Below are 12673 nucleotides of genomic sequence, written 5' to 3'. Positions count from 1 at the left end.
TGATATATAGGTTTAAAATCTATTTAAATGATAGTTTTTAAATTTTCAACAAAAAACACTCATTGTTAACAAATTTATTGTTTATTAAGCATAAAATTAAAATAAGTTTAAAATTTATCTTGATGCAAATTTTGAGTTCTCTTAACATCAAATTTAAATAACAGCTCTACTTACTATTTGTTAATACGGAAAGCAATTTATAGTTCCAGAGAGACATATTAAAAAAAAAATCCACTTTTGGTATTACCCAAAAGTGGATTTTGTCATTATCTAACGTTAAGTTTTAGGCTTGAAAAACTTCAATATTTAGTTTTTTCAATTCTGCAATTTCATGTTTTGGATCTTCGGCTGAAAACACAGCATTCCCTGCAACTAATACATCAGCACCTGCCTTCAATAAGGCTAATGCATTGTGCTTATTTACGCCGCCATCAACTTCAATTAATACTTCAGCATTATGTTTATTGCACAACTCGCGTAATGCTTTAATTTTATTGTAAGTATTCTCAATAAATTTTTGACCACCAAAGCCCGGATTTACCGACATAATCAGCACCAAATCAACATCAGTAATGATATCTTCTAAAACACTTACCGGTGTATGAGGATTAATGGCAACCCCTGCCTTCATTCCCAATTCTTTGATCTTGCTAACGGTACGATGCAAATGTGTGCAGGCTTCATAATGAACGGTGAGCACCTTTGCCCCTACTTTTTTGAAATCTTCCAAATAACGATCAGGATCAACAATCATTAAGTGTACATCCAAAGGTTTTTTAGCATAATGGTTTACCGCTGCAATAACCGGAAAACCAAAGGAGATATTGGGTACAAAGTTGCCATCCATCACATCCACATGGAACCAATCGGCAGAACTTTCATTAATCATTTCCACATCATCAGCAAGATTGGCAAAATCAGCTGAAAGGATTGAAGGAGCAATTAAGTGTTTCATCTATTGAATATTAGAAATTTTAAATAATTAATAAAGTGCAAAAGTACACAATGAGAAGTTATAAGTAATAAGTTTTGAGTGATAAGTTTCAGAGACAAAAAAAAACCGTTATTTTCATAACGGTTTTTTTCAAAAATATTGATTAATTACTATTTGCTATCTGACTGAGGAGCATTGCTCTCGGTCTTTTCAGGACGAGGCAGTAATACTTTACGAGAAAGTTTAAACTTACCTGTTTTCTTATCTACATCCAGTAATTTAACTTTAATCTTCTCACCTACTTCAAGTACACCTTCCATAGTTTCAAAGCGTTTCCAGTCAATTTCTGAAATATGCAATAAACCATCTTTTCCAGGAAGGAACTCAACGAATGCTCCGAAAGGCTGGATATTTTTAACGGTACCTTCGTACACTTCTCCGATTTCAGGAACTGTTGTAATGCCTTTAATTTTAGTAACTACCTTATCCACAGCTTCTTTATCAGTTGCAAAGATTTGCACTTTACCATACTCACCTACTTCTTCAATGCTGATTGTAGCACCGGTTTCACGTTGCATTTCCTGAATCACTTTACCACCAGGCCCAATGATAGCACCGATGAACTCACGAGGAATCAGCATTTCAACAATACGAGGAGCATGTGGCTTGTAGTCTTCACGTGCAGCAGTAATCGTTTTATTCATCTCACCAAGAATATGTAAACGTCCTTGACGAGCTTGCTCTAAAGCTTCAGTTAACACTTCGTATGATAAACCATCTACTTTAATGTCCATTTGGCAACCCGTAACACCTTGTGAGGTTCCGGTTACTTTAAAGTCCATATCACCTAAATGATCTTCATCACCTAAAATATCAGAAAGAACTGCGTATTTTCCAGTTGCTGGATCTAAAATCAATCCCATTGCAATACCTGAAACAGGTGATTTGATTTTCACACCTGCATCCATCAATGCTAACGCACCTGCACAAACAGTTGCCATTGATGACGAACCATTTGATTCAAGGATATCAGAAACAATACGAATTACGTATGGATTTTCAGTTTCGTCTGGCAATACTTGTTTCAATGAACGCATAGCCAAGTTACCATGACCAACTTCACGACGACCAGGACCTCGATTAGGACGAACCTCACCGGTAGAAAAAGCAGGGAAGTTATAGTGCAACAAGAATTTGTTGTAACCATAGAACATCGCACCATCAATTAACTGCTCATCATCTTTAGCACCTAAAGTAACGGTAGTTAATGATTGAGTTTCACCACGCGTAAAAACGGCAGAACCGTGTGCAGAAGGCAAATAACCAACTTCTGACCAAATAGGACGAACTTGTTTAGTATTACGACCATCCAAACGAATTCCTTCGTTCAGGATCATATTACGCATTGCATCTTTTTCTACATCGTGGTAGTATTTTTTGCAAAGGCCTAATGTAACAGCATCGAGCTCCTCGCCTTTTTCTGCGGTTAGTTTCTCGATAAACTCATCGCGAAGTGCTTTGAAACGATCACCACGCTCAGATTTTGTTGAACCTGCTTTAGCGATTTCATAAACCCCGGCATAAAGTTCTTGTTCTATGCGTGCTTTTAAATCTAAATCTTTATCCTCATGGTTGTATTCGCGTTTAGCTTTAACACCCACCATTTCAGCAAGCTCCAATTGAGCTTTGATTTGAATTTTAATAGCTTCGTGACCAATGCGAATTGCTTCAATCATTTCTGATTCAGAGCATTCTTTCATTTCACCTTCCATCATTAAAATGTCTTTAGCTGAACCAGCAAGCATCATTTCAATATCGGCTCTTTCTAAATCCGAAACAGATGGATTGATCACAAATTTGCCATCAATACGGGCGATACGCACTTCAGAAATAGGACCATTGAAAGGGATATCGCTCACGGTAAGTGCAGCCGATGCAGCTAAACCAGCCAGCGCATCAGGCATAATGTTTTTATCAGCAGAGATCAAAGTGATCATTACCTGGGTGTCTGCGTGATAATCATCCGGGAATAAAGGGCGAAGTGCACGGTCAACCAAACGGCTGATGAGTACTTCGTAATCAGATAATCTTGCTTCTCTTCTTAAGAAACCGCCAGGTATACGACCTGCGGCAGCGTATTTTTCCTGGTAGTCAACCGACAACGGCAGAAAATCAACGCCGGGTTTAGCTTCTTTTGCAGAAACTACGGTAGCTAGCAGCATGGTATCACCCATTTTCACTACTACGCTTCCGTCAGCTTGCTTGGCCAGCTTCCCTGTTTCGATGGAAACCATTCTTCCATCACCAATGTCAAACGTCTTTGTAATTCCAATTTGCGACATATTCTTTTACATCTAATAATTTGCGGCTAAAAATAAGCAAAAACTTGATACTTATCTTTTTAATTGTATAATAAACCTCAGAAAAAAGGATAAAATGAATAGTATGAAGGATTTATTTAAGGATTATTATACACGGGCCTTGTATTTTAGGAAGTACGGCCTTGACTAAGCTTTTTTTCCTGAACCAATTCAAAGAAAAACCTAAAAAAAAAAGCCGTCGTTAGCTGACGGCTTTTTTTCATTATAAACACTTAGAATTACTTTCTTAATTCTAATTGCTTAATAATTACACGGTAACGTGCGATATCTTTGTTCATTAAGTAGTTCAATTGAGCACGACGCTTACCTACCAATTTTTGAACAGCCAACTGAGTTCCGAAATCTTTACGATTTTTTTTCAAGTGTTCTGTTAAATGCTTGATACGAACAGTGTATAATGCAATTTGACCTTCAGCCGAACCAGTGTCAGCTTCACTCTTACCATACTTTGCGAAGATTTCCTTCTTTACTTCTTTACTTAAATACATTCTTGAATGATACTAAAGTGTTAAACAATTATTTGAAGCGCAAAGATAAGTTTTAAAACGGTTATATAAAAATTTTAATAAGTTCACCAGTTGGATAATCGACATCAAATTTTTCATCCATTTCTTCGTCTCACAATACGTGGCAATTATATTGCATATTTACACTGCAATTAAATCAAACTAATATGGTAAAAAAATTCATACTATTAACACTCATTTTATTCTCAATCGGATTAAAACAAACTGAAGCTCAGGTATCTGTAAACGTTAACATAGGCACTCCTCCTTCCTGGGCTCCCTATGGATACGAGGAAGAACGCTATTACTATATGCCTGATATTGATACTTATTACGATGTACACACGGCGAAATTCATCTACTGTTCGGGAGGCAGATGGGTATATGTTTCCTCACTTCCTAGTATATATGCTCACTTTGATTTATATCATGGCTATAAAGTAGTACTTAATTACCGGGGATCAGACCCTTACAGATATTATACAGTTCATAGAGTTAAATATCCCAGAGGTTACCGAGGACCTAGGCAACTAACGGTAAGAGAATATCACGTTCATGAAGATCATTACAAAAACATTCCACCCGGGCATTGGAAAAATGGAAAATGGAAAAATGAGGTTTCTGAAGTTCGGTATTATAAAAGCGATAATCGTGAATATTACAACAACAAGCATGAGCGCAGCAATGGTAATGGCCATGGTAATGGTAATGGTCACGGCCATGGCAAACATTAAAAGGGAGTTCAAGCATCAAGACTCCATGTTCAGGTTTACTCAAAATAAAAATCGTTTCAATTTCCGGTTTATCTGGTCAAAGCCGCTCACAAACATCATGAGCGGCTTTTGTATTTGATGTACATGACTGCCTTATCTTAATTCTTGCTCTTTTATCGTTCGTCAAAAACAGAATATTACTTTTGCAGTAAATTTAAAGCCATGACAGAAATTAAAACGTTTTCCGTATTTGAAAGCGAATTACAAGTGCGACCGGATGATATCGATATGAATCAACACGTGCACAATAGTCGTTATTTTGATTACGTACTGGCAGCTCGTTATGATCAAATGGAACGTTGCTATGGAATGTCAATGGAGGAGTTTCTTAAGCATCATTACGGGTGGGTAATCAATACTGCTTTCGTAGAATATAAACGACCGCTGATTTTAGGCGATCGTTTTATTGTAAAAACCTGGATTCTTGAAATCGGAAAAAAAGAGGTAAAAGTAGGTTTTGAGATCATGCGCAAAGCAAACATGAAGCTTAGCTGCAACGGCTGGTTTAATTACACCATGGTAAATACAAGAACCGGGCGTTCAGAAATAATACCAACTTGGATTATAGAACAGTACACCATTTAAACTAGCTGTATAAACCCTGGTTTAACAGTAAAGTTTCCAATTGCTGCTCCTTAATACCGTAAGCATTTTTCAACTGACTGATTTGCTCTTTAACTGAAGTGTTATTGTTTTTATCTTTTGTTTTTGTTCCAACAATCATCACATTTTTACGTGTATGTTCGTTGGAAATAAATTCAAACACTTTTGATTTGTACCCCTGCGTTTCAAGCAACAATGAACGTATGCCATCGGTTAACATTTCAGCCTGACGCTCTTCAAAAATTCCATGTTTTAAAACTGAACTTAATTCAGTAGAGCAATGCATTTGTTTGCGAACTTGCTTATGGCAACAAGGAGCACAAACAATGATTCGAGCTCCTGCTGTTATACCTTTGAACAAGGCATCATCGGTGGCAGTATCACAAGCATGCAAAGCAATTAATAAATCAATTTGTTCTGTTTTAACATTTTCAATGCGTTCAGAAACAAAGTGTAAATCTTTAAATCCACACTTTTGTGCGATGTTATTACACAAGGTAACCAACTCTTCTCTTAACTCAATACCTGTAACAGTTGCCTTAAGGCCCAATTTGTTTACCAAATAATCGTACAGCGCAAAAGTTAAATAGCCTTTGCCCGAACCCATGTCTAAAACCTGTATTCCATCAGTGGGAAGTGTGGTGCTTTTAACCAGACTTTCAATAATTTCAATGTACTTATTGATTTGTCGAAACTTATCCGACATTGATTTTATCACTTTACCTTGTTCATCAACAATACCCAACAATGCTAAATAGGAGCTTTCTTTTGCCTCAATTATTCGTTTTTTAGGTTGATCATGCATTTGAACAGCTGAAGCTTTGAAAGTGGGTTTACTTTCAACAATAGAAGCAATTCGTTTCTTATTTAGTTTTAAAGCGATATCAGCTTCGGTGGTAAAAAGAATTGCAGATAAAAAAGGGTTGTTGATATAGCTATTTAATGTAAGTATAGCATCTTCAAGATCTAAGTTTTCTACTTTATCTTGAGTTTGATAATGGTAGGTTAGCGATAACTTTTGTCCTTGTTTAAGCTGAACCGGCTTAACATAGATATTTAACAGTTGAGCATTCCCAATGGTCTTGGCGAAGGTTAACTTCGAAAACGTTTCACTTGCCAAACTTTTACGCAAATGCTCAAAAAAATCGGCTATAACTATGTTATTATCCATTTCTAAATTTCTAAAATGCAAAGTTAGCCGAAAAAAGAGAATTTATTGTAACTGAAATAGCTTAGCAATAAAAGGGGATCAAGCACTACAGTACTTGATCCCCAAAATTACAACAAATGCCTTCTTTAATTTTTGTTTTCAGAAGTAAGCACAGGTTCAGATTTATAAAACTTTTGTGTTTCTTGCATCTCATTGTTTTCTACCTGAACCAGTACATACTTTTTACTATCTTCAAAGTTGACCATCCATATATCTCTATTATTTTGCTTTACATTTATGGCTGCAGTAATGTCATATTGTGAATATTGAGGATTCACCATTGATTTTACATTGGCTGGAAGGTTATCTTCATAACCATAAACAATATGGTATATGAGTTTTCCATTTTTAGAATATAAAGCTTGGTTGTTGAGATCATTCATAATAAACTTTACCAGGTATCTTTTATTGATCTCATACCATTTTGCATCCGCAATATTTTCTTTCTCTTTACCAAATGTACTTTCAAATGATTTTGTAATTTTTTCGTTTACTATGGTACTGTTGCTGGAACTGGCAACTGTTACTTCAGGTAATACCACCTGCGCATACGAACTATTTACGGTTGGGATAGAAAGAAGGCCTATCCATAACAGGGAAATAAATTGAATTTTCATGATCTAATGATTAAAGTGGAACAATAAGTTTTACTGATCTAAATTATCAAGTAATAAACTGATGCTAAAGGATTTGATGTAATTTGGCAATTACATAGAGGAGGGGTAAGATAACAACATTTTTACTACCTGACTTTGTGGTTGTAAATAGTTATTGATTAATTCAGGTTAATAAAAACGAGTCAGATTTAGGTGACTAAAGGAAAGTTGTATAAACAGGAATAAAAATAGCGGGCTATCAAAAAATGTAACTAATTTGATAGCCCGCTAAAAAGGAAAATTGAAGCGATTTTTGCGGTTAAACTATTTGCAGGCTTCCTCAATAACTGAACTATAAAACTCTTTAATATCCCAACCCATAGCTGCTACTTGTTGTGGAATCAAGCTGGTTTCGGTTTGTCCCGGAACGGTGTTAACTTCAAGAAAAAAGAACTTATTGGTACCCTCTTCCAGGAAGAAATCGATACGAACCACCCCCCTGCAGTTTAAACGCATATAGGAACGCTTTAAATTTTGATGAACAATCTTTAATGTTTCAGCGTCAATATCTGCAGGTGTTACTTCCCGAGTCATTCCCGGAGTATATTTAGCTTCAAAGTCGAAAAATTCTTTAGAACTTATAATTTCGGTAACCGGCAAAACACTTATTTCATCCCCGCGTTTAATGACACCGCATGAAAACTCCCGGCCTTTAATAAACTCTTCCACCAACACTTGCTTGTCTTCTTTAAAAGCTTTCTGGATGGCTGCTTCTAGCTCAGTTACTTCTTTTACTTTAGAGGTGCCAATACTTGATCCGCCATTATTCGGCTTTACAAAAACCGGCAATTTCAATGTTTTAAGCAATTCATCAACCGTATACGACTGATCTTCAAATAACTGAACAGATTTAGCAACATTAACACCGGCTGAAGCAACTACACAATTCGTATAGCTTTTATTAAATGTTAATGCTGAGGTATAACTATCGCAAGTTGTATAAGGTATTTGCAACAATTCAAAATAGCTTTGGAGCAGGCCGTCTTCACCTGGAGCACCATGAATGGCAATAAACACACAATCGAACTTTACTTTAGAGCCATTAACTGAAATGGAAAAATCATTTTTATCAATCTCCTGTTTATTTCCTTGTGAATCGGTATATGCCCAACTGTCACGGGTAATAATAATTTTGTAAACTTTATATTTCTCTGTAGGGATACTCTTTTCAATTTGTGCCGCACTTTGCATAGACACCACCGACTCGCCAGAGTATCCTCCGGCAAGCAAAGCAATATTTTTTATCATCGAATCAAAATCTTATTGGAACCAAATATATATCTATTCATTCCAAAAATAATCAAGTAATAGTTAGTTTATTGGTTATTGTTCACTGCACGCTATTTTACACTCGCGATTTCGTCAAATCCAGAACCTCAATCCATCATGCTCGGGGAATAATAGAATCGGGTTTTATTTATATGATTTCTTTATTTAAGTTTGAAGGCATTTAAAAATACGTTCGTAAAACCAAACTATGTTACAAAGACTATTTGCTTTTATATTAACTCCTGAGTTCAGAAAAAACCTTCTTATAGCCCTGGGAATAGGATTTTTTCTTTTAATTATTGCCATTTTTTCGTTACGATTTTTTACCCGCCATGGCGAAAGTGTTACGTTACCTGACTTTACAGGCTTAACCGTTGATGAAGCTCAAAACCTGGTAGTTTCAGGAAACATTACTTTTAAAGTAGATACCGTTTATCAGGAAGGTAAAAAACCCGGAACGATTGTTCAACAAGATCCAGACGCAAATACCCAAGTAAAAGAAGGCCGTACTGTATATTTATTGATTATTTCAACAACTCCTCCTCAAGTGAAAATACCAGACTTAGAAGGTAAAACGCTTACTGAGGTTCGTGCTATACTTGATGGTTTCGGTTTAAAAGTGGGTGCCATGGTTTATAAAAATGATATAGCTAAAGATGTTGTATTAGGCGCATCTTACAAGGGAGAGCCCCTAAGTGCAGGAACTGGGTTGCCAAAAGGTGCCATTGTCGATCTTACTTTAGGCGATGGTTTTGGTGCTGCTGAAATTAGTGCGCCTGACCTCACCGGATTGACGCGTGAAGAGGCTATCTTTTTATTAAGAGGGAACTCTTTATTTTTGGGCAAAGTATCCTATACCGGTGAAATCACCGATTCATCAAAAGCAAAAGTATATCAACAAAATCCGGCGTATATTCCTGGTGATAGTACCAAGATCCCGCAAGGTTCGATGATAGACATTATTCTCCATCAAGAAAATTAGATATGGAAAGTATCAGTGCAATTGAATTGAAACAGCGTATATCAAACAATGATTCGTTAATCATGATTGATGTTCGTGATAACATTGAATTTCATTCTTTCAATATAGGAGGCATACATGTTCCACTTGGCAAATTAGAGAATTATATTGAAGATTGTGACTTAGATAAACAAGATGAAATAGTGGTGATCTGCCAACGCGGACTACGCAGTAAAACAGCTGCCGTTATTTTATTAAACAAAGGCTTTATGAATGTCCGCAACCTTTCAGGAGGTTTATTGGCACTTAGAAAAGCCAGCATGAATTAACTCAGCTATGAGCATGAAAGTTATATAAAAACAAAAGTACTTTCTGAAAACATAATTATTTACCAACCAAGAAGATCTAAATTGAAAAAAATATTTAGCGTTATCGCTTTAGTTTTAATCGTTGCTGCAGCAGCTACCGGTTATTTCTTTTATACAAAATTACTGAAAGCCAATACTTCAATAAGTAAAAACCGATATCTATACATTCCTACAGGAGGAAAGTTCAACAATATTATAGATAGCCTGAACAAAAATGAATTACTGAGAAACGTAAACACCTTCCGTTGGGCTGCTGATTTCATGAAATATAATGACAGCAATATTAAAGCAGGTCGTTATAAAATAACTCCAGGAATGAGCAACCGCACATTGGTAAATATGCTAAAAGCCGGGAACCAGGATCCGGTTCGCTTAACCTTTAATAACATTCGTTTAAAAAGCCAGTTTGCAGGCTATGTTGGTCGAAAACTGGAGATTGATTCTGTAAAATTCCTTGCGCTGCTAAACGACACAAGCTTTGTTGGTAAATACGGATTTACTCCTGAAACTGTGTTTAATATGTTTATTCCGAATACCTATCAGTTATTCTGGAACACGAATCAGCAAAAGTTTTTCAGCAGAATGTATGATGAATACATAAAATTTTGGACAGAGGATCGGAGAAAAAAAGCAAAAGAACTGAACTTAACTCCTAACCAAGTAGGCATTCTTGCTTCCATTGTTTACTGGGAAACCAAAAAAGTGGACGAAATGCCTATAGTTGCCGGAGTGTACCTGAACCGATTGAACAAAGGCATGAAACTGGAAGCTGACCCTACCGCAATTTTTGCCACAGGTGATTTTAGTATTAAACGCGTTTGGGGAAAATACCTTACCAACCCTTCTCCCTACAATACATATGTGCATACCGGCCTGCCACCTGGACCTATTTCTATGCCATCTGTAACTGCCATTGATGCCGTATTAAATCGCCAAAAACATAATTACCTGTATTTCTGTGCGAAAGACGATTTTTCAGGATACCATGCTTTTGCGGAAACGATGCAACAGCACCTGGTGAATGCCCGTAAATTTCAAAAAGCACTTAACGAAAAGGGAATCAGATAGTAGTAAGTCTTTAGGATTAAGTTATAAGTGAATATGATTTAGAACATTTATAATTTAATACCTATTTACTTCGATAAGACGACTTATAACTTTCAACTTATAACTAAAATGTACGTTCATGAAACCAAATTAAGGGTTCGTTATGGCGAAACCGACCAGATGGGATATATGTATTATGGCAACTACGCTGAGTTTTTAGAAGTTGCGCGTGTAGAGATGCTGCGAAACCTTGGCTTAACGTATAAGAGTTTTGAAGAACAAGGAATAATGATGCCTGTGCTTGAACTCAATGTAAAGTACATAAAGCCTGCTCGTTATGATGATGAAATCAACATCATAACTACCTTAAAGCACTTACCTGCCATCCGTATTCATTTTGATTATGAGTTATTTAATGAACAAGGTGAATTGCTTACTGTAGCACATACAAAACTTGTTTTTGTAGATATGAAAACAAATAAACCTTGTCATCCACCAGCAGAATTTTTGGAAAAGTTAAAGCCTTACTTTAACAACTAAATCCCATTAAATTAAATGGTATTTTAGTTTTAATGAAATCCGTCCTGATATCAAAATGAAGATCGAAGAATGGCTTAATCAAAATACTTTGTACAGGTGGTTTATACTCTGGACGAAAAAAACTGCTTTGCCGGGGTTTGACGGATTGCCCGTATATACGGTTGGAATTTTCTTTTTTAATGAATTAAAAAAAGAAGCTTTGGTTACCAGATCCTCATCGGTGGCCTATAGTTTTCTTCTGGCTATTTTCCCTGCCATAATCTTTCTGTTCACTTTAATCCCCTATATACCCATTAATGGTTTCCAAGATCAGCTATTGAGTCTTTTACAGCAAATACTCCCATCTAATGCTTATAAGGCAACCGAATCAACCTTATTTGATATTATAAAGATTCAGAATAGTGGCTTATTATCATTTGGTTTTTTAGCAGCATTATTCTTTTCGACCAATGGAGTTAATTCGTTGATGCGTGCATTCAACAAAGCGTCATTGGTTGCAGAAAGAAGAACGTTTCTAAGAAAACGGTTCATTGCACTGGTATTAACATTGATTATCTCGCTCACGCTGGTAGTCGGTATTACCTGTTTAATTGCGGGCGAATTCACCATTAGTTTTTTAAAGGAAAACAGACTCATTGTGGGCTGGTTCTCTTTTTTAATGTTACAACTATTACGCTGGATCATTATTACGTTTGTATTTCTCTTTGCAACTTCCCTACTCTACTATTATGGTCCTTCCAAAACACGGATAAAACGTTTTATATCTCCGGGTTCGGTACTGGCCACACTGCTTGCAATTATTGTTTCGATAGGATTTGCTTTCTATATTAACAATTTTGCAGCCTATAACAAACTGTATGGCTCGATTGGCACGCTCATCGTGATAATGATCTGGTTATACCTTAATTCAATGATTATTCTCATTGGATACGAATTAAATGCAAGTATTGAACTTTCAAAACGCAGTTTAATCATCTCCGAAGTGGGTCATTTACCCGAATGGAGGAAGAATAGAAATCTTCAAATGCAAAAAAATCGTCTGAAAATCTGATAATTACAGAGTTTTTTAAAATATTATTTGGTGAAACGGTCCGAATTTGTACTTTTGTGACGGAAAGTTGGCAGAGTGGTCGAATGCGGCGGTCTTGAAAACCGTTGACTGTAACAGGTCCGGGGGTTCGAATCCCTCACTTTCCGCAACGAATAAATAAATAGAAAACGCTGTAAATCTTATATTTACAGCGTTTTTTTTGTTTACACCTATCTCGAATCATTCCTTTTCAATTTCTTAGAAATAAACTCAGGCCCGTTGTCCATTCTAATGCTTTTGGGCAAACCACGAGATTCCTTCAATTGATCCAACACCCTGATTAATCGTGCCGCAGGAAGTGAAGTATCTGTCTCAATAGCCAGTACCTGCCGGTT

13 protein-coding genes, 1 tRNA gene and 1 pseudogene are annotated in these 12673 nt (G+C 36.2%); 8 read left to right on the top strand and 7 right to left on the bottom strand.

Annotation, left to right across the window (positions count from 1 at the left end; genetic code table 11):
* Positions 1-283: 283 nt before the first annotated feature.
* From rpe to rpsO, 3 genes are all read right to left on the bottom strand, one after another.
* The gene (rpe, locus tag FN756_RS14145) at positions 284-955 is read right to left on the bottom strand and encodes a ribulose-phosphate 3-epimerase (protein ID WP_142604768.1); all 672 of its coding nucleotides are present in this window, start codon (positions 953-955) and stop codon (positions 284-286) included.
* Positions 956-1104: 149 nt separating this feature from the next.
* Complete coding sequence (pnp, locus tag FN756_RS14140; protein ID WP_142604767.1) at positions 1105-3276, bottom strand: polyribonucleotide nucleotidyltransferase; 2172 nt, start codon at positions 3274-3276, stop codon at positions 1105-1107.
* A gap of 257 nt (positions 3277-3533) precedes the next feature.
* Positions 3534-3803 (bottom strand): 30S ribosomal protein S15, encoded by a 270-nt coding sequence (rpsO, locus tag FN756_RS14135; protein WP_142604766.1) that lies wholly within the window; start codon positions 3801-3803, stop codon positions 3534-3536.
* Positions 3804-3988: 185 nt separating this feature from the next.
* On the opposite strand from rpsO, the gene FN756_RS14130 reads away from it, so the two are divergent.
* Positions 3989-4555: a hypothetical protein gene (locus tag FN756_RS14130; protein WP_142604765.1), complete on the top strand. Its 567-nt coding sequence runs from the start codon at positions 3989-3991 to the stop codon at positions 4553-4555.
* A gap of 201 nt (positions 4556-4756) precedes the next feature.
* The gene (locus FN756_RS14125; protein ID WP_142604764.1) at positions 4757-5179 is read left to right on the top strand and encodes an acyl-CoA thioesterase; all 423 of its coding nucleotides are present in this window, start codon (positions 4757-4759) and stop codon (positions 5177-5179) included.
* Between the two features lies 1 nt (position 5180).
* Here the strand turns inward: FN756_RS14125 and FN756_RS14120 are convergent, their stop codons facing one another.
* The 3 genes from FN756_RS14120 to FN756_RS14110 all read right to left on the bottom strand — a co-directional run bounded on the left by FN756_RS14120 (position 5181) and on the right by FN756_RS14110 (position 8311).
* The gene (locus tag FN756_RS14120) at positions 5181-6368 is read right to left on the bottom strand and encodes a class I SAM-dependent methyltransferase (protein WP_142604763.1); all 1188 of its coding nucleotides are present in this window, start codon (positions 6366-6368) and stop codon (positions 5181-5183) included.
* Positions 6369-6493: 125 nt separating this feature from the next.
* Positions 6494-7024, bottom strand: coding sequence for a hypothetical protein (locus tag FN756_RS14115; protein ID WP_142604762.1), 531 nt, complete (start codon positions 7022-7024; stop codon positions 6494-6496).
* 303 nt (positions 7025-7327) lie between these two features.
* Complete coding sequence (locus FN756_RS14110) at positions 7328-8311, bottom strand: D-alanine--D-alanine ligase (RefSeq protein WP_142604761.1); 984 nt, start codon at positions 8309-8311, stop codon at positions 7328-7330.
* A gap of 229 nt (positions 8312-8540) precedes the next feature.
* Here FN756_RS14110 and FN756_RS14105 point away from each other — a divergent pair, with 229 nt between their 5' ends.
* The 6 genes from FN756_RS14105 (at position 8541) to FN756_RS14080 (ending at position 12445) form a co-directional block, all read left to right on the top strand.
* Positions 8541-9314, top strand: coding sequence for a PASTA domain-containing protein (locus FN756_RS14105; RefSeq protein WP_142604760.1), 774 nt, complete (start codon positions 8541-8543; stop codon positions 9312-9314).
* Between the two features lie 2 nt (positions 9315-9316).
* Positions 9317-9622: a rhodanese-like domain-containing protein gene (locus tag FN756_RS14100; RefSeq protein WP_142604759.1), complete on the top strand. Its 306-nt coding sequence runs from the start codon at positions 9317-9319 to the stop codon at positions 9620-9622.
* Between the two features lie 81 nt (positions 9623-9703).
* A complete protein-coding gene (mltG, locus tag FN756_RS14095; protein ID WP_246085478.1) occupies positions 9704-10729 on the top strand; it encodes an endolytic transglycosylase MltG in 1026 nt (341 codons plus the stop codon).
* 108 nt (positions 10730-10837) lie between these two features.
* Positions 10838-11248 carry an acyl-CoA thioesterase gene (locus tag FN756_RS14090; protein WP_142604758.1) on the top strand — a complete coding sequence of 137 codons (411 nt, stop codon included), beginning with the start codon at positions 10838-10840 and terminating at the stop codon, positions 11246-11248.
* Between the two features lie 55 nt (positions 11249-11303).
* Positions 11304-12299, top strand: a complete 996-nt coding sequence (locus FN756_RS14085) for a YihY/virulence factor BrkB family protein (RefSeq protein ID WP_142604757.1) — start codon at positions 11304-11306, stop codon at positions 12297-12299.
* A gap of 61 nt (positions 12300-12360) precedes the next feature.
* A tRNA-Ser gene (locus FN756_RS14080) sits at positions 12361-12445 on the top strand.
* An 84-nt stretch (positions 12446-12529) separates the two neighbouring features.
* Here FN756_RS14080 and FN756_RS14075 read toward each other — a convergent pair.
* Positions 12530-12673 (bottom strand): annotated as a pseudogene (locus FN756_RS14075) (integrase catalytic domain-containing protein); the annotation flags it as partial.

The organism is Solitalea koreensis (genome assembly GCF_900182575.1).
In the GTDB taxonomy this organism is placed as follows: Bacteria; Bacteroidota; Bacteroidia; order Sphingobacteriales; family Sphingobacteriaceae; genus Solitalea; species Solitalea koreensis.
Note: the sequence above shows the minus strand (reverse complement) of the source record. Positions and strands in the feature narration are given on the sequence as shown.